Source organism: Paraburkholderia sp. NPDC080076 (assembly GCF_050281145.1).
GTDB lineage: Bacteria > Pseudomonadota > Gammaproteobacteria > Burkholderiales > Burkholderiaceae > Paraburkholderia.
Genome location: NZ_JBNNWQ010000010.1, coordinates 54911 through 72516, shown reverse-complemented (window position 1 = coordinate 72516; position 17606 = coordinate 54911). Strand labels below are relative to the sequence as shown.

17 protein-coding genes and 1 pseudogene are annotated in these 17606 nt (G+C 60.9%); 8 read left to right on the top strand and 10 right to left on the bottom strand.

What is annotated here, in order from left to right; all coding sequences use genetic code 11:
- Positions 1–74 precede the first annotated feature (74 nt).
- Genes ACQKRQ_RS32025 through ACQKRQ_RS32005 form a run of 5 tightly spaced genes read left to right on the top strand, consistent with a single transcriptional unit; the run spans position 75 to position 7855 of the window.
- A complete protein-coding gene (locus ACQKRQ_RS32025) occupies positions 75–2261 on the top strand; it encodes a polysaccharide biosynthesis tyrosine autokinase (RefSeq protein WP_279388649.1) in 2187 nt (728 codons plus the stop codon).
- Positions 2258–4411 carry a glycosyltransferase gene (locus ACQKRQ_RS32020; protein ID WP_427481453.1) on the top strand — a complete coding sequence of 718 codons (2154 nt, stop codon included), beginning with the start codon at positions 2258–2260 and terminating at the stop codon, positions 4409–4411. The genes ACQKRQ_RS32025 and ACQKRQ_RS32020 overlap by 4 nt, the downstream gene beginning before the upstream one ends.
- 49 nt (positions 4412–4460) lie before the next feature.
- Positions 4461–5501, top strand: coding sequence for an EpsG family protein (locus ACQKRQ_RS32015; RefSeq protein ID WP_427481452.1), 1041 nt, complete (start codon positions 4461–4463; stop codon positions 5499–5501).
- A 6-nt stretch (positions 5502–5507) separates the two neighbouring features.
- Positions 5508–6671, top strand: coding sequence for a glycosyltransferase (locus ACQKRQ_RS32010; RefSeq protein ID WP_427481451.1), 1164 nt, complete (start codon positions 5508–5510; stop codon positions 6669–6671).
- Positions 6668–7855, top strand: coding sequence for a polysaccharide pyruvyl transferase family protein (locus ACQKRQ_RS32005; RefSeq protein ID WP_427481450.1), 1188 nt, complete (start codon positions 6668–6670; stop codon positions 7853–7855). Before ACQKRQ_RS32010 ends, ACQKRQ_RS32005 begins: the two co-directional genes overlap by 4 nt.
- A gap of 90 nt (positions 7856–7945) precedes the next feature.
- Here the strand turns inward: ACQKRQ_RS32005 and galU are convergent, their stop codons facing one another.
- Complete coding sequence (gene galU / locus ACQKRQ_RS32000; protein WP_408182026.1) at positions 7946–8827, bottom strand: UTP--glucose-1-phosphate uridylyltransferase GalU; 882 nt, start codon at positions 8825–8827, stop codon at positions 7946–7948.
- Positions 8828–9260: 433 nt separating this feature from the next.
- Between galU and ACQKRQ_RS31995 the strand changes: the two genes are divergently transcribed.
- On the top strand, positions 9261–9494 hold the full coding sequence (locus tag ACQKRQ_RS31995; protein ID WP_132381526.1) for a flagellar transcriptional regulator FlhD: 234 nt from the start codon (positions 9261–9263) through the stop codon (positions 9492–9494).
- A gap of 676 nt (positions 9495–10170) precedes the next feature.
- Complete coding sequence (locus ACQKRQ_RS31990; protein ID WP_408292229.1) at positions 10171–10464, top strand: hypothetical protein; 294 nt, start codon at positions 10171–10173, stop codon at positions 10462–10464.
- Between the two features lie 125 nt (positions 10465–10589).
- Here the strand turns inward: ACQKRQ_RS31990 and ACQKRQ_RS31985 are convergent.
- The 7 genes and pseudogenes from ACQKRQ_RS31985 to ACQKRQ_RS31955 all read right to left on the bottom strand — a co-directional run.
- Positions 10590–10795, bottom strand: a pseudogene (locus ACQKRQ_RS31985) (alpha/beta fold hydrolase); the annotation flags it as partial.
- A 92-nt stretch (positions 10796–10887) separates the two neighbouring features.
- Complete coding sequence (locus tag ACQKRQ_RS31980) at positions 10888–11283, bottom strand: DUF3331 domain-containing protein (protein ID WP_427481449.1); 396 nt, start codon at positions 11281–11283, stop codon at positions 10888–10890.
- A 51-nt stretch (positions 11284–11334) separates the two neighbouring features.
- On the bottom strand, positions 11335–11502 hold the full coding sequence (locus ACQKRQ_RS31975) for a hypothetical protein (protein ID WP_427481448.1): 168 nt from the start codon (positions 11500–11502) through the stop codon (positions 11335–11337).
- Positions 11489–12448, bottom strand: a complete 960-nt coding sequence (locus tag ACQKRQ_RS31970; RefSeq protein WP_132381520.1) for a helix-turn-helix domain-containing protein — start codon at positions 12446–12448, stop codon at positions 11489–11491. The genes ACQKRQ_RS31975 and ACQKRQ_RS31970 overlap by 14 nt, the downstream gene beginning before the upstream one ends.
- Positions 12449–12738: 290 nt before the next feature.
- The gene (locus ACQKRQ_RS31965) at positions 12739–13413 is read right to left on the bottom strand and encodes a response regulator transcription factor (protein WP_132381518.1); all 675 of its coding nucleotides are present in this window, start codon (positions 13411–13413) and stop codon (positions 12739–12741) included.
- On the bottom strand, positions 13403–15604 hold the full coding sequence (locus tag ACQKRQ_RS31960) for a PAS domain-containing sensor histidine kinase (protein WP_427481447.1): 2202 nt from the start codon (positions 15602–15604) through the stop codon (positions 13403–13405). Before ACQKRQ_RS31960 ends, ACQKRQ_RS31965 begins: the two co-directional genes overlap by 11 nt.
- Positions 15605–15825: 221 nt before the next feature.
- On the bottom strand, positions 15826–16209 hold the full coding sequence (locus ACQKRQ_RS31955) for a response regulator transcription factor (protein WP_408313719.1): 384 nt from the start codon (positions 16207–16209) through the stop codon (positions 15826–15828).
- A gap of 328 nt (positions 16210–16537) precedes the next feature.
- On the opposite strand from ACQKRQ_RS31955, the gene ACQKRQ_RS31950 reads away from it, so the two are divergent.
- Complete coding sequence (locus ACQKRQ_RS31950; protein WP_408182014.1) at positions 16538–16792, top strand: H-NS family nucleoid-associated regulatory protein; 255 nt, start codon at positions 16538–16540, stop codon at positions 16790–16792.
- On the opposite strand, the gene ACQKRQ_RS31945 is transcribed toward ACQKRQ_RS31950, so the two are convergent.
- Together ACQKRQ_RS31945 and ACQKRQ_RS31940 are read right to left on the bottom strand one after the other, a co-directional pair.
- Positions 16774–16962: a hypothetical protein gene (locus ACQKRQ_RS31945; RefSeq protein ID WP_132381510.1), complete on the bottom strand. Its 189-nt coding sequence runs from the start codon at positions 16960–16962 to the stop codon at positions 16774–16776. The two genes, ACQKRQ_RS31950 and ACQKRQ_RS31945, sit on opposite strands and share 19 nt — an antisense overlap.
- A gap of 142 nt (positions 16963–17104) precedes the next feature.
- Positions 17105–17371 (bottom strand): hypothetical protein, encoded by a 267-nt coding sequence (locus tag ACQKRQ_RS31940; protein ID WP_427481446.1) that lies wholly within the window; start codon positions 17369–17371, stop codon positions 17105–17107.
- Between the last annotated feature and the right edge of the window lie 235 nt (positions 17372–17606).

The following is a 17606-nucleotide window of genomic DNA, read 5'->3' as shown; positions in this document are numbered from 1 at the left end:
ACCCGCCGTATGCTCCGCACGAAGCAGCCGCCACTGAGAAAGAGTTCAACCTGGCGGCGATGCTCGATGTCTTCATGCTCTATCGCCGCATGATGCTGTGGATTTTCGGAACCGTCTCGATTCTCGGCATCGCGGCGGTACTGCTATCGGATCCGCAATATCAGGTCAACATCATCACTCAGGTCGACGAGGGTTCTGCCGCAACCACCGCGTCGTCGCTGCTGGGCCAGGATCTTTCGTCGATGCTCGACGTCAAGTCGTCCGCCGACACGGAAATGCAGGTGCTCCAGTCGCGGCTTGTCGTGGCTTCGGCCGTCGATAACCTGCGTCTGGATATCGAGGCGGAGCCCGCGCGTTTTCCGTTCATCGGTCGCGCCATCGCGCGATCCAGCAAGGGGCTGTCCCACCCTGGCTTCCTCGGCATGGGCGGATACACGTGGGGTGACGAGAGCGCAAGCGTCCAGCGCTTCGACGTTCCCACCGGATTCGAGGGAGAACAGTACCGCTTGACGGTTCTGGGCGCCGGAAGCTACCGGCTTTCGGGCGCCGGCCTCGAACAGGACGTTGTCGGCCGGATCGGCAAGACCGAGACTTTTGTCAGCGACGACGGTCCGATCACCTTGCACGTGAGCGCGATCCGCGCGGCAGCTGGCGCGCGCTTCAAGCTCACGCGGCAATCGCGTCTGGAGACGATCGACAAGCTTCAACGCAGTCTTTCCATCAGTGAGCTGGGCAAGGATTCCAATGTTCTTCAGGTCAAGCTGCGCGGCAGCGACCCGGTGCTGATCACGGCAATCCTGAACGATATCGCCCGCCACTATGTCGGCCAGAACGAGGACCGCAAGGCGGAGCAGGCCGCGCGATCGCTGACCTTCCTGCGCGGCCAGGTACCCGACTTGCGTGCGAAACTCGATGCCGCCGAAAGTGCCTATGCCGCGGTTCGAAGCAAGCTGGGATCGGTGGATCTCGACGGTGAGGCGCGCGCCATCCTGCAGCAATCCGCCGACAATGAGACCCAGGTCAGCACGCTCCTGCAAAAGCGCGCGGAGGCGCTGACCCGCTTTGAGCCGACGAATCCAACGGTGGTCGCGCTCGATCGCCAGATCAAGGTGCTGCAGGCGCAATCGGCCGGGTTCAGTCAACGCATCGATCGTCTGCCGGAGACCCAACGTCGGGTGGTGACGGCACAACGTGACGTCAAGATCAGCAATGACCTCTACGTCGGCTTGCTGAACAACATCGAACAGTTGCAGATTCTGGAGGTGGGACGGATCGGGAACGTCCGCGTTCTCGATAACGCGTTGTTGCCCGACCAGCCGATCCGGTTGTGGCGCCCCGTGTTGTGTCTCGTCGTGGTCGTGCTCGCCGTGTTTGCAGCGGCCGCTACCGCGTTCATCCGCGATCTGCTGTTCCGTGGGATTTCCGATTCACACGAGATCGAAGAACAGACCGATCTCAGCGTGTTCTCCGTGGTGCCGATGGCGAACCGCAGTGGCTTCCGGTTGTCCGGGTACTTGCGTCGAAAAACACCCCCGCGGCGACCGCTGGCGTTCGTCGATCCGGCCGACCCCGCGATCGAGAGTTTGCGCAGTCTTCGTACGGCATTGCAGTTTTCGCTGTCCGACTCGGGCAACAAAGTCGTGATGTTCACCGGGCCGTCACCCAACATCGGTAAATCGTTTATCGCGTCGAATGTGGCCGCGGTTCTCGCACGGACCGGCAAACGTGTCCTGTTGATCGACGGTGACCTTAGACGCAGCGGACTGAGCCGTGCCTATGGCTGCCACTCGGCCGTTGGGCTATCTGACGTGATCGCCGGTGCCAGTGGGCTCGACGCGTCGATCCGCAACGTCGAGCGCTCGACGCTCGACTTTCTCCCAAGCGGGTCGATGCCGCCCAATGCTGCCGACCATCTGAGCAGCCCGAGCGTGTCCGATCTTTTCCAGACCCTCTCCGCGCGGTACGACGTGGTGATCGTCGACACCGCACCGCTCCTCCCTGTACCCGACGCCGCCATTCTTGCGCCCTATTCCAATGGCAATGTGTTCCTGGTGGCGCGCGCCTCCATCACGAAGCCGGCGGAACTCGAAGAATGTGCGCGCCGCCTGCGGCAGGTCGGCGTCGACGTGAAAGGCGTGGTACTCAACGGGATCGATCGGCACGCAGGACGATTCCGGTATGGCACGACCTACGGAAGCTATCGCTACGCGAGCTCGCGAAGCAAAGATCCTCGCCCCGTGCTGGACGAGGTCGCGCAATGACGCAGCGAGGCCGCGATGCCTGGGCGGCATCTTTGCTCTCCGTCAGCGCGCTGGGATCGGCCGGGCTGGCGTTCGCCGTACAGGCGATGCTAGCGCGGTCGCTGTCACCTTCGGAGTACGGACAGTTCGCCGCCGCGCTCGCCGTCGTGACCATCATTGCCCCGGCGGTCGGCTTCGGCGTGCCGTCCTTCTGGCTAAAGGCCTACGGCACCGAAGGCTGGGCGGCAAAGCGCTGGATGGAGGCATCGGTTCGTTTCATCACTCGCAGCGCGCTCGTGTGCCTCGTCGCCGCCGCGCTCTGGGCATGGGTCGGCACGGCCGACGCGCGCACCAGCCAACTGCTGCTGTCGATGCTCCCCGTGGTATTGACACAGGGCGTAATCGAAATGGCCTCGGCGAAACTGCAGCTCGAAGAGAAGTTCGGGCGGGTCGCGATGTGGCAGGCGCTGCAGCATGCCGGACGTCTCGTACTGGTGCTGGCTTGCTGGCAGCTGGGGGCAAGCAGCGAGGCGATTGCGCTCGGCTTCGGCTGCATGGGCGCAATCGTAACGCTGTGCGCCTGGCGGTCGGTCTCCGCGCTGCGGCGTGGTGCTGTGGAACTGATTGGACATGGGGCGAAATCCGCAGCGCGACGGATGAGCGGGAGTTTGCCAACGCCGTCGATCCATGAACTCTGGCTCAACGCCATGCCCTTTGGCGTCTCCAGTCTCCTTTTCTATGCGTACGGACAAAGCGGGCTGGTGATCGTCTCGCACCTCGGCACGTCGCAGGACGTCGGCGTCTATAGCGTCGCCGTGACGATCCTGACCGCGCTCTATCTGTTGCCAACCGTTTTGTTCCAGAAGCTCCTGATGCCGCGCCTTCATCGTTGGGCTGCGTCGGGCGACGAGCGTCTCGAACGAGTGTACCGGGACGGCAACAAATGGATGTTCGCCTCCGGTGTCGCACTGGCCGGCATCGCAGCATTGCTCGCGCCGTTCGCAATCCCACTGGTATTTGGCAGGCAATACGAGCAATCAGTGAATGTGGTGATGCTCATGACGCTGAGCACGCCATTCAGATTCCTGACCGTCAGCGCCTCTTCCGTGATGACGACCCGCAATCTGATTCATGTGCGTAACCGCTGCGCTTTCGCTGCGTTGTTATTCAGCGTCATTGCTGGCGTGATCGGCGTGTTGCTCGCAGGCATCGTCGGCGCCGCGGTTGCGTCGGTCGCAGGCGAGGTCGTCTGGGCTGCGCTGTCCGTGCTGTGCGCCCGTCGTTTCCTGGCCGGTGCACGGCGCAAGCCGGCACCTGTCACCGACGTTCAGCAGGATGCCCAGATTGCGCCCTCCTTGCTATCCGAACAGATTCCGGTAAGCGTGATCATTCCATGTTTCAACTGCCGCGCTACGATCGGGCGAGCCGTCCAGTCGGTATTCCTGCAGACGTGCCGCCCACGTGAGCTGATCCTCGTCGACGATTGCAGCACCGACGGCACACTCGACCTTCTCGGCCAACTGGCGCTGAGGTATCCAGCCAACTGGATCCGCGTACTGCCGCAGCCTCGCAACGCTGGACCGGGTGCAGCGCGTAATGCCGCATGGGCGGTTGCAACACAGCCCTACATCGCGTTTCTCGACTCGGATGACAGCTGGCATGCCGCCAAGATGGAGATCCAGTACGGATGGATGCGTGCTCGTCCGGAGGCGGCGATCACTGGCCATCCTGTGGCGCAACTCGAGCCCGGCGAGCATCCCGAATCGCAACCATGGCCTTCTGCCGTCGCGCCGCGCCGCATGTCGCGACAGCGCATCCTGTTCTCGAACCGCTTCACGCCGTCCAGCATTCTGATGCGCGCAGATGTCGGCGCCCGGTTCGACGAGAAGAAGCGGCACGCTGAAGACTATTTCATGCTGCTTGAAGCTGTTCTCGTAGAGCAAGGCGAGGCCTACCTGTTTCCGATCGCCCTTTCATACGTCTACAAGGCGCAGTTCGGTGCGCAAACCGGCCTGAGCGCTCAACTCTGGAAAATCCAGAAAGGTGAACAGGATAACTACCTCCACTTTCGCAGACGCAGAGTCATCAGCAACGTCGAATGGCTATGTTTTTCCCTGTTGAGCGCAGCCAAGTATTTTCGGCGCTGCGTGCTGTCGCGGAGATTTACGTGAGAAAAGTACCCGCATCCAGCGCACAGCACCAACCGGCGAGGCGTTCAGAATGACTTACTACCTCGTTCCCCTACTAATCTTTTACTTCGGCGTGGCGCTGTGCATTGCCTATGGCGGCACCAATCCTGCCGTCGTTCTCACGTGTGCGTTGCCGATGGTCGCTCTAGCCGTTTTGCGTGGCCATAGCGGTACTGACACGGCTGCGTATTACCAGGCGTTCACGGACCTCGGCCAAGGCAACGGCTATGGCGCCGAGCCGCTATTCAATGCGTATGCGCAGTTTCTCTGGGCCATTGATCCCGACCCGCGGTTCGTCGTCAACAGCATTTCGATGACAACTGCGCTGCTGTTGCTGTGGTCCATTTCCCGTAGCCGCTTCGGCATCTGGTTCGGTGGACTGGTGCTCGTGCCCGGCATGTTCTACGAGCTGACCATGAATGTGATGCGATTCGGTCTCGCATCGGCGATTTTCCTGCTCGCGACCCGCGTTTCACCACACCAGAAGCCGCTTCGATACTTCATTTACGCTTTGATCGGCACCTGCGTGCATTTCTCTTCAGCGCTCCTGTTCCTGCTTTTCATTGCGACGACCCGGCGCGGACACACGCTGATGTTTGTCGGCGTTGCGGTTGCCGTCATCGGCGGTTCACTTTTGATGCCGGACTACTTCGCCGACAAGACCAGTCTCTACACCGGCATAGCGGCCCCGAATGCGTCGTCCGGACTGCTCTTTCTGATGATCCAGATGCTGATGCTGGGCGTGATGATGGTGTACCGGCGGCAGTTCGCCATTCCACCTATCGGCTGGCTGATCTGCGCGTTGCTGGCGGCAGTGCTTTACGGCATGACCCAGGTGACTTATGCGGGCATCCGCTTTCAGTTGATCCTCGTGAACCTGATGTTGGTCGTCCTCTGGCGTCAGTTCGCTCCGCCGACTGGACGCATGCAGACAAATCTGGCGACGTGGCTATTCCTCATTGGACTGATCGCGCTCGCGGGACGCATCCACAACATGACTGATGAAGAAGGACACGGGGAATCACCGTTCTTGCCTTATCAGATGGCTCCAGCAATCCAGGAACTAGGGTAAGCGATCATGCGACAAAAAATCGTACACGTAACGGAAGCTCTGGGCGGCGGCGTGCTGCATTGCGTTGCCCTACTGGCCAATCGTCAGGCAGCCGCAGGTGACCAGGTCGTCGTGCTGCATTCCATGCGGCAAGACACGCCGCCTACTGCGAAGCTGGATCAGTTGTTCGATCCGAGGGTGCATCGTCAGGTCGTCGACATGCACACCAGCATCGGAGCCCACGATATCGTCAGCGTGTTCCGGCTCCTCATCGCTCTGTTTCGGGAGCGGCCGGACATCGTTCATCTTCATTCGTCGAAAGCCGCCGCGTTGGGGCGGATCGCGGCGCGCTTCCTCGGCATCACGGCGCATACCATTTATTCGCCACACGGGTTCGCCTTTCTCAAGGAGGACATTTCGCCGCTCAAGGCAAAGCTGTTTTTGCTGATCGAGCGGATGCTGCATGCAACGGGTGGACACATCGTTGCCTGTTCGAAGAGCGAATTGCGTTATGCACGAATGCTGCTTTTGGGTGCGGAGCGCACAAGTCTGGTCGAGAATGCGGTGAAACTCGATGGGTTCGATCCGGGCGGCCACAGACAGGCAGGCGAAGCCGTGGTCGTATGCACGTCGGCGCGGGTCACTTATCAAAAGGCTCCATGGCGATTCACGCGTCTTGCGCAAAACATTGCGGGAACCTCGAACGCGCACTTCCTGTGGATCGGTGATGGCGAAGCCGACGCAATCGACCGTTGGATCGATCGCGACGCGATTCAGTTGACCGGCTGGATTCCCGCGGGGGACCTTCGGCGACGACTTCTGCAATCCGACATCTTCGTTCTGCCTTCGCTATGGGAAGGCATGCCGATCGCACTAATAGAAGCACAAGCCGCCGGGCTTCCGGCGGTAGCCAGCCGCATTGTCGGCAACCGCGATGTCATCGTCCACGGCGTCACGGGCTTCCTCGCGAATGATGATGAACAGTTGGAACATTACACCCGCCAGTTGATCGACGACGCTGAACTCCGTCAGCGGATGGGTGCCGCTGCGACTGCGCACGCGCGCGCCCGCTTCGGCGACACGCAGTTTTTCCGTTCTTACGTGGGAGCCTACCGGCGATTACTGACGCCGGTACCAGGCCGCCGCTTGCCGGCCGTGACGCACACACTTTCACATGAGGCCCTGAAATGAGCGCGCCCGAAACCGAAGCGCCGTCCGCAGTCGCATCGAGCCCTCGCTCCGCTCGCGAGTCGCAACACGGCGACGTCCATCCAGCGTTTATCCGCCGCGAGACACGCATCGCTTTCTTTGGATTCTATGGGCGGCACAACTTCGGCGACGATTTGTTCGGATACTTGCTGCAATCGATATCGGTCAGAGCACCGGGGATTCGTCCGCTGATAGTAGGTGCATCGCCCGCGCAAGAATTGACGCATCGGTTCCACTTGCCGCTTGCCCGGGCATTGTGGGGGCGTCCTGGCGCAATGGGCGCGGCGGCGCGATCAGTGACCTATGTGGCTGCCATCATGCGTGCGCGGGCAGCGATCTTCGGCGGAGGCTCGCTATTCGGCGCCCACGCATCACTACCCTTTGCAAAGCTGATCGTCAACGCGGGGCGACGGTTCAACAGGCCCGTCGCCGCGCTTGGCGTGTCAGTCGGGCCATTCGCAACGGCGGAACGGCGCCACGCGTTTGCGAGCGTGCTTAGAGCGATCCCGTGCATCGCGGTCCGCGACGAAGCGTCGGTCCGCGCGGTCGCGGACGCAACGGGATTGGCACCTGTCAATCTCAAGGACCTCGCTTTCGCGTTGCCTGCTCTCTATACGCCAAAGCGCAGGAGCGGTGATCGACGTACTCTGGTCGTGTCCATTCATCTGCGGCAATACATGGATGCCGTGCTCGCCATACTCACCAAAGTCGACAGCCAGCGCCTCGTAGACGAGGTGCTGTTCGTCTCGCTCGACGACGAAAGCGTCGCGGTAACCGGAGACATTGCTCGCCTGTTCTCGCCATCGAACGTTTCCGTGGGGCGCTTTCAATACGGCGATTCGATTACCGAGGTGGTTGATCTGCTTACTTCGGCAACGTGCGTCGTCACCTCGAAACTGCACGGCGCGATCGTGAGTTTTGTGTATGACGTCCCTATCATGCTGTTCTGCTATCAGCGCAAGTGCGCTGAATTTCTGCTGGACAACGCATTGCCGGGACCACAAGAACCACAGCCGCCGGACGACGTGTGCGTTAGACATGTCACGGAGCTTCTTTCACGCGGCAGCCGTGAGCAGCGGTATTCGAGCGCCGGGTGGCATCTCGACCAGTTCACGCAGTTCATCACCGCTATCGGCAACATTCAGACACGCGCCGGCGCTGTTTGAGGCCTTGTGGGACGGTGCGACGACACTATCTGACGCCGCACCGGTTTGGTTCCTGGCGGCGAGGCACAGCCCCGCCGCTCGGTATCGTTTTTATGTTTGCAGCTCCGTCATGCGGGCGGCGAGATAGTCGCTGAAGTCAGCCGACACCTCGGGATGGCGCAGCGCGAACTCCACCGTCGCCTTCAGGTAGCCAAGCTTGCTGCCGCAATCGAAACGCGCGCCGTCATACCGATAGGCTAAAACCTGCTCATCGTTTAGCAACGACTGGATTGCATCCGTCAGTTGCAACTCGCCTCCGCTGCCCGGCCGCAATGCGCGCAGATGCTCAAAAATCCGTGGCTTGAGCACATAGCGGCCGACCACGCCGTAGCGCGAGGGCGCGTCCGCGGGTGCCGGCTTCTCGACGATACCCGACAGCTTGAAAATATTCTCTTCCCATTGCTTACCGTCGATGACGCCATAAGACTTCGACTCGTCCTGCGCAATCTCTTCGACACCTAATACCGACGTATGGTAATGGTCGAACACATCGATCATCTGCCGCAACACAGGTGGCCTGCCGTCCAGCAGGTCGTCGGCCAGCACCACGGCAAACGGGCTGTCGCCAACGAGCTTTTCCGCGCATAGCACGGCATGCCCCAAACCCAGCGCTTCGGCCTGGCGAACATAGAAGCAATCGACATGACTCGGCTTGATGCTGCGTACGAGCGAAAGCAACTTCTCCTTTCCACGCGCCTCGAGTTCCGCCTCGATCTCGTACGACTTGTCGAAATGGTCCTCGATGGCGCGCTTGCTGCGGCCCGTCACGAAGATCATTTCGGTGATACCTGCTGCGATGGCTTCTTCGACGGCGTATTGAATCAGCGGTTTATCGACAATGGGCAACATCTCTTTCGGGCTGGCTTTAGTTGCCGGAAGAAAGCGGGTACCGAGCCCCGCCACGGGAAAAACGGCTTTCGTTACTTTAAGCATGGGACTTGAATCTCGCGTGTGGAATGATCAGGCTTTAATCCGGAAATGTCGGTGCTCGGTCCGTAAAAAGAACCTGCCCGAAAGAATCCAGAAGCCGGGCAGGTTTAACCGAGGCCTTTCGGGTTTGCCGAGAATGGCAACCCCGCACAAGTATCGTCTTCCATTAGTCGAGTCGGGTGTGGTCTTGTCGGATCACGCTGATCAATTGACCGAACGCTACAGTAATGTCATTTACCAGCGGCGGCATTTACAGCCAAAAACGTTTTGGCTGTAAATGGACCGGTGAAACAGTGACCGTTGATATGGCGTATTGGCGGAATGAATCAAGGTTTTGTCACAAACGGGAATATCCGCGCGAGTAAGCTTTAGCAAAAGCATATCACCGGGAAACGATCGGTGATGAAACGTCAACCTTCGCATGCAAGATAGACCATTGACCAAGAAATCAGATAGCCTGCAGGCGATCGCCGCATTTAACCAATCGTACCTCCTGCTCGCGCAGCGAATGCTCAAGGAAGACCGGGCGCAGGCAAAGCGCGCACTCGGTCTGTCCGATTCTATGGCTACACGGATCTGCTCATTGACGCAGGCCGAGATCGAAATACTCGCCGATAGCTCGGACCTGATCTGCCAATTCCGAGCGGACGCGGCGCCGGGCCGGGCGTGACACCTGCCGGCTATCCAAACGCCAATGCATCACGACACGGCCGCAGTACGCGTGCCGACGAAATCACCACCGCAACAGATTGACCTTCGCGCGGTTGGCAATCCGCTGGCCTCGCCCGTCGATTACTGCGCGCAACATGAATAGCCCGAAGCGCCAGGCCTCGTCGATAGTCGTCACAGGCGGCATCACGAGTTCTTGACATGCGCCCACGACATTGGCGAGCGCCGGCTCGGGATGCGTGAATGCGTCGAGCAGCGACTTTCAGTTCCCCCCGATGCTCGACGAGCACGCCTCTGATACCCATCACATTCCCCATCGCGGCGAAGTTCGGATCCGTCAGGTCAGAGGCCGTATCGACGACCCCGCCCATCATCATCTTGAAGCCGTCGTCGCCGGATATCGAAACACATGCCGGTCTCCTGAAGGCGGCTCGCCGAGCGTGCCTTTGACCGTAACCCTATCGCAATCACACGGTCTCTATCCGCACGCACGAGTGCGAACATCCCTACCCAAAGAGGTGGGCGGCTGACCGGTCGGCGCCTGCGGATGCGATTAGACAAAGCAGCGTGCAAGCGCGAAAGAAACTACCGGTCCACACGACGATACTCGATCGCATGTCCAATCCCATCCTTGCGCGCCCCGCATGTACTCCAGAGCGCGCCGCGGAGAACACACGATGAACGCGATCAGATTTCGGTGGTTCCGAACCGGCTACCTCACCGCTGCCGCTTGCCTGTCGATCGGCGCATCGTGCGCGCTGCAGGGACCCGGCCTGATGCGGGCGGTCATGACTGTCGGGACGGACGTGCAACTGCCGCTCGAACGCATCGCCACCGATAACCGGGCGCACGCGCAATCGCCGGTTCATTCGTGGAAGCAGAGCAGCCACCGCACGGACGCCAATACGCGCGCCCCCCGTCCTACGCCCGGCTATCTGCGGACGATCACGGATTTCAAGTACTGGACGTAATGGTGCCGCGAGTGGCCGTCGATGGGCGGATTGAGGCCCATCATCCGCCACACGGTAAGAACACAATCGCTCGATAAAAAAGCTGGCGATACTCGCGCAGAGAATCGCCAGCCTTCATCTGTGCTTTACGACTGCAGGAATTCCAGCGAGTCCGCATTCACCCGATCCGCATGCGTCGTGCACATGCCGTGCGGCGCGCTAGCTTAGATTATCGGATGCAATCGTAAGCGCGCTTGATCGACACTTGCATACCGGCCAACCAGAACCAGTCGATCGTGCCTTGCGACACCTTCGCATCCGGCCGGTTGAAGCCGAAGAATGGCAGCGCCAGAGATATCGCACGCACGCGAGGTGAGCCCGGTGGCAACGCCAGTGAGCACGACGACGTCCAACCAGCGCAAGCCGCGCAAAAAAGAAGCGAGATCAGGCTTGCGTTGCGTCGTCGAGAGCGGACGTCAGGATCATTGCGTCGGCATTGCGCGGCGCAGGCCGGCAGGGACGCGGCTTGTACACGGCGTCGCCGCGACGAATCGGGCGCCCGCTCATCGCGCAGACGCCCTCGGTGCGAGCCCGCGACGCGCACCAGACCTGGTCGCCATAGCAGCAGCGCGTCGAGTCGCGCCAGGAGATCGTCGCGGTCGAAGACGTCGGCCGGTCCAGCAAGCTCACCGTGACGCAGTGAAGCGCCGTGTCGTCCACGTGACGCGCCCGGGTGCCTTCATTCAACCCACTGCCGCGGTCTTTCGACCCACTCGCAGGCACGGACAACAAGCCAATGGTTTGCATCCACGGATCAATCAAATTTGCGTTTGCCAGCATGTCGCGACTCCGGTTGAAGAGTTAACTGGTTGAATGGCTTTGTATGGGGATCTATCGCAGCGCGTCGACGCATTCACAAAGCGCTTCGCCGTGCGCGTAGACCGTCACAGGGGTTTCGTCGGCTTTTGGGCCGTCGTTGACGGACAATGAATCGCCGGTGTGCTTTAGAAACGCCTCGCTGATCCTGAGAAATGACTGAACCTGCTTATCGAGCGCCATTCGCTTTCGTCCTCCAACAGCAAGGCGTCTCACCGACAAAGCGTTTGAACACAGTGGTGAAATGCGCTTGCGAGCGAAAGCCGCAGCTCAGCGCGACATCGAAGACGTTGTGCTTCGAGCTCAGCAACAGCTGTTGTGCGTGTTCGATCCGGCGGCGCAGCAGGTATTCATGCGGACGCAGGCCCGTCGCGCGCCGGAATTGCGCGGCGAAATGCATGCGGGTGAGGCCGGCGCTCGCGGCAATGTCGGCGAGACCAATCGACTCGGACAGATGCGCGTCGATGTACTCGATCACGCGGTTCATGCGCCACTGCGGCAGCGCGGCCGCCTCACGGTTCTGCGCGTTCGATGCAGTGAATTGACGCGCGACAATGCGCGACACGATGGCGAGGCTGACACTCTCCGTAAAGACCTTGCCCAACGCGGCGTCGCTGGTCTGTGAAACGACCAGCGCCTGACCAAGCCGATCGAGTGCGGCATCGCGGACCAGCTTCGGGTCGCCAAGCACGATGTCGCCCGCATGCGGCTGTTGGAACAGATCTTCGTAGCACTCGGCGAGAACTTGTTGCGACGCGAACAGATGCAGCACGTCGACGGACGACTCGAACACAGCGCTGACGGACACCGCGGGCGCCGTCACCTGAACCACACCCGCCGTCACCCGCCCTTGCATGAGCCTGCGGCCCGCGTGATTGAAGGTCAGCGACACGCATTTCAGCGCCAGGCCTATGCAGTGATCGGACCCGTTGCCGTGACTGACGACTTCGAGCGGCGTGGTGATATTGCGCGTCCAGCGCGACACCTGTACATCGCCGCGCTGCCGGTGTGGCTGCGCTTGATGCGCGCGCGGGCTGCGCCATTGATGCTCGGCGTCGATCGAGCTGGCGATGCGTTGCGGCGCAATGTCGGCACCGGGTTCAGGATACGAGAGCAGCGAGCTGGTCATGATATGTCCGTCCGATAGAGTGATCTGCCTGCGGTCGAAACACTTGCACCGCGATGACTCAAAGTTAATCAAACGGAGCTCGCGCGCCTAGCCGTACATACGGTTGCCTACGACGCCAAATGGTTGGGTCAACCTATATGAAGGTTTAATGCGGGCGGGACATGCGCAGATGAAATAGCCGCGCGACGGCATCCGTCCGCGCGCGGGGGCGTCGCATTGCAAGGGATTCGAGCGAGAAACGAACGACGATGCGATTTTCGCCGTTCGGGAGGCAAAGATGCCCGCGCGGTTCAGCCGCGCTGAACGCGCGGCGGCGTAGTGGTGCCTTGGGGCGATTTGACGCCGAGAGCTTCCGCCTTCAGCACGAAATCGGCAAGCGAGCGAGACTCCATCTTCTTCATGGCCTGACCGCGGTGAATCTTCACCGTGATTTCACTCAGCTTCATTTCAGCGGCAATCTGCTTGTTCATCAGGCCGCTCGCGACAAAAGCCATCACTTCGCGCTCGCGCGGCGTGAGCGACGCGTAGCGGCGGCGCAGATCCGCGACCGAGCGGTCCGCTTCGCGCCGTTCTTCGTCCTTGCCGAGCGCGGTCGCCACGGCGTCCAGCATGTCCTGGTCGCGAAACGGCTTCGCGAGAAAGTCCATCGCGCCGGCCTTCATCGCCTTGACCGACATGGCAATATCGCCATGCGCGGTCATGAAGATAATCGGCACACGCACTGCGCCCGCCGCAATCTGTTCCTGCACGGCAAGGCCACTCTGCCCTTTGAGCCGCACATCCAGAATCAGACAGCTCGGCACATCCGGCATCTGGAACGCAAGAAATTCATCTGCGGACGCGAACAGTTCAACCTGCAAACCCACTGAGCGCAGCAACATACCGACCGCTTCACGCATCGAGTTATCGTCGTCGACGACATAGACAATCGAGTTAGTCGCGGTGTTGCCTGTTTCACTGCTCATGACAGGTTCCCTCATCGAGCGGCAGAATGAACTGCAGCACTGCACCCTTTCCCTCTTGCGACTCCGCCCAGATCCGGCCACCGTGCGCCTCGACAATTGAACGGCAGATCGACAATCCCATTCCCATGCCTTCCGCCTTCGTTGTAAAGAATGCGTTGAAAAGCCGCCCGGCGTTCTCTTCGCTGATACCCGTGCCGGAATCTTCTATGACCACCTGTGCGTGCCGCGCATCGAAGCGGCGCGTGCGGATGCGCAATTCCCGCGGCCGTCCCGTGATGCCCGACATTGCCTGCACACCGTTCATCACGAGGTTGATGATGACCTGCTGCAATTGCACACGGTCGGCGCACACCTGCGGCGGCGGACATGCGTAATCGGCATCCACTTCGACACGGTGCCCATCCAGTTCGCGTCGCACCAGTTCGATGGATTCTCTCACTATAGCGTTCAGATCGAGTATCGCCTGACTCGGGTCGCGCTTTTGCGCCATCGCCCGGATCTGGCGGATCACGTCGCTCGCGCGCCTGGCGTCGCGAATCATCTGGTTAATGGACTGTCCGACTTCCTTCAGATCGATCTGCGGACGATTCATCCAGCGCAGAGCGGCGTCGCCGCACGTGACGATCGCCGCGAGCGGTTGCGTGACCTCGTGCGCGATCGACGCGGCCAGTTCGCCGAGCATCGTCACGCGCGTCACGTGCGCGAGTTCGGCCGTCGAACGGTCGAGTGCTTCCTGCGCCACCCGCCCTTCCGTCACGTCCATCAGCGCGCCGACGTACTCGGGATGCGCCGACTGCGATGCTGCGAGATGCGCGACGTAGTGCACATATTTGACGCTTCCATCGGGCATCGCGAGGCGATGTTCGATGTCGACGAACTGCGCGCCCGCGAGACTCTGCTGATAAGCTTGCCTGACGAGCGCGATGTCTTCGGGATGCGAGCGCTCGAGGATCAGCCGGAAAGTGGGCGTAACGTGCTTCGCATAGTCGAAGATCTGATACGTTTCGTCGGACCACCACATTTCGCCGTCGGGCAGTTTCGTCGCGATGCTTCCGGTGCGGCTCAGGCGCTGGGCGTCGGACAGGAACGCTTCGCTGCGCTCGAGCGCCTGCTCTGCCTGCTTGCGTTCTTCGATATCGGTGTTCACGCCGTACCAGCGCAAAATGTTGCCGGCGTGATCGCGCAGCGGTTCCGCGCCGATATGCATCCATCGGTACACTCCATCGCTGCGCCTGATGCGCGAGACGTTTTCAAACGGCATGCCCGTGGCAATGGCCTGGTTCCAGGCGTGCTGCGCCGCGGGGTAGTCGTCGGGATGAACGATCGAGCGCCAGATATCGCCATCATTGTCGGCAAGCGTCACGCCCAGTTCGTTCCAGCGCCGGTTGATGAAACTTAGCCGCCCGTCGCTCGACGAACTCCAGACCATGCCAGGAATCGCATCGATCGTCGCGCGCAATTCGTCCTTCTGGCGCTGCAACTCGCCTTCCATCTGCTTGCGGACAGTGATGTCGTTGTTGGTGGCGAGCACGGCGCGCGGCTTACCCTTCGCATCGCGCCACAGGGCCCAACGGCTGGAAATGATGACGGTGGTGCCGTCATTGCGCACGCGCTGCAATTCACCTTGCCAGCGGCCCGAACGCAACATCTCACTGCGAATCTCGTCGAGTGAAACTGAGGAATGGGTCTGCGTCAATTCATGAATCGGCTGGCCGATTGCCTGTTGCGCGGTCCATCCGTAGAGCGCTTCCGCGCCGTGATTCCAGAACGTGATCAAATCGTTCATGTCGTACACGACGATTGCGTCATGCGTCAGATCGAGCAACTGCAGTTGCTCTTGCAGCGTTGCGGTGTTCTTCTGATTGCGCAACGCCAGCACCGACGTCGTGCCGATGGCGAGCAGGCTGACGGCACAGCGCGCCAGCGCGCCGCCCGAGTAGTGCTCGTCATGTGACATCGCAAACGCAATCACCGTGAGCGCCGCGCAGCTCCACGCGGTGAGGATCGCCGCAGGCCGCGACCCCGTCGATGCGACGAGCAGCACCACGACCACATACAGCACGGCAATCGCGATATCGAGTGGCGTGAACGCGTCGATCAGGAATACGACCAGCGCGATGACGGCCGCGAGAACGGACAGCACGCGCGCGTCATGCCGCAGCGGTTCGCCGGCACGCGAGCGGAATATCATGACGACGATTGAACGCGCCGCGCGGGAAGGCGGGGGACTAAACGGCGCGATGTTGGCATAGGCATTCCAGGCAAACGTTCGTTGACGAGCACCGGAACCCTGTCTTGTGCCGCAAGCACGGCACATCAAAGTCAGACATGCAGGACGCCGACTCATAATCCGATACTTATTTTATCCGAATTTTTTAAAATTCAACTATTGAGGTCCGCCGCGAGCGGGCTTCAATGAAGCTCGCCGCCTTCGGCCTGGAGCGTTTCGAGGCAGCGCGACACGGCAGCGCCATCGACAGGCTTGCTCAGCACGCACATCGCTCCGTCTTCCAGGGCCTGGCGGCGCACCGTTTCCGACGCGAAGGCTGAGATAAAGATAATCGGCAGCGCAATCCCACCGTCGAGCAGACGCCGCTGCATCTCGAGCCCGGTCATGCCCGGCATCTGCACGTCGGAGATGACGCAGGCGACATCTCCGATCTGGCCGGCGGCGAGGAAATCTTCGGCCGACGCATAGAGCCGGACGTCCCAACCCAGTGAACGAACCAGGCTCGATGTGGCGATGCGGACGGATTCGTCGTCGTCGATGATGGAAACAATCCGATGGGTATGCAAGCGACTATCCTCTGCCATACATGCGGTTACGACGGCACGTTGTTGTCTTGTCCGCCGTTCAGGTGTTTCTATCTTATGGACAAAACCCGGCCGCGAAAATCATATGTGTGTATAGGGAAGGCCGGGAAAGTCGGCATCAAGGCCGCATGTCGGCGTCGCGCGGCGCATGCGTTTAGCGCCGGCCGTTACCCGTCGTGCGTATTCGAAGTCGGGCGTGCCTTCACTAAACGATGCTTGGGGCAAAGCCGCTACATTGGCGAAATAGATAATGCATTCGCGGCCCACTCTTCTCGATCCGCACAATAGAATTCACGCCCAGGAGCGACCTATGTCGACACTCATTGAACGTCTTGAAGGAGAAGCGCGCGAGCGGCTGATCTGTTGGCTCAGGCGTCGCATGATGGAAAGCGAGATCACGATCGAAGCGCTGGAACACGCGCTCAATCGCGATGTCGAGGACGAGCGGATGATTCGCTATCGCGATGCGTACGGCAACGTGTGGACGGGTCTCGGCGAGATGCCCGAGTGGCTGCGCCGCGCAGTGGCGGCGGGCCAGAGCATCGATCACTTCCGCTGCGGCTGAGCGTCCCGCTTTGCGCAATGGGTGTGTGTCGCCATCTGCTTGCCGACTGCATCGGCGAAGCGCTCGAGCGCAGCGAGCGAGCCTTGCACGCTGCGGTATTCCGTTTTGCCGATCATGCCGTCCAGCACGACCAGCAGGCCTGAGTCTGTTGCGAGCTTGACGATGTCCATTGCAGTCTCCCGATCTTCGCTGTCCTGTTCATGACGATATCCTCGCGCCGCGGATGAATCGTTTGTCACGATTTAAAGGTACGCGCGACGCGCGTCCAAAACCATTCTACGAACGGCCATCTGGATGGTGCATTCGCATGGGTCACTCATCCATCTGTATAGGTTGATCGAAGACATGCGATGCGCAGCGCCGTCGCCCCAAGGTTCCAGGTTTATGTAATAGCCACCCCGTGTCGCGCTCACTACCATGAGTAACGCTGGTGGCGACGCCACGGTCAGAGGAGAGCGGGACGGGTTCCGGCGAGAAGTGCTTGCGAACGCCGGTCGGCAAGTGGTTCGGACCGGGCGTCGCGCCGAGGTCGAGTTGGCCGACCGAAGAGCCGCCGGAGATGAACAAGGGCTTGGCCATGACCGTCGGACTGGTCCTGCCCCGTATGCTGTTTGAGCGGTTCGCGACAGCACGCCCGGCCTCTTGACTGATCTTCAGAAAGGGGCCGCCGTTCGCCTGCCACAACGCTGACCAACCGCCGCACCCCAATCCCCGAGCCGCCCTCCGGGGCTTCGACGTCATCCACGTCTTCCCGCTCGCGCGAGACGCGCGGGCCACCCGCCTGCCCCACCGGCGAACGGCGCGAACTCCAGCT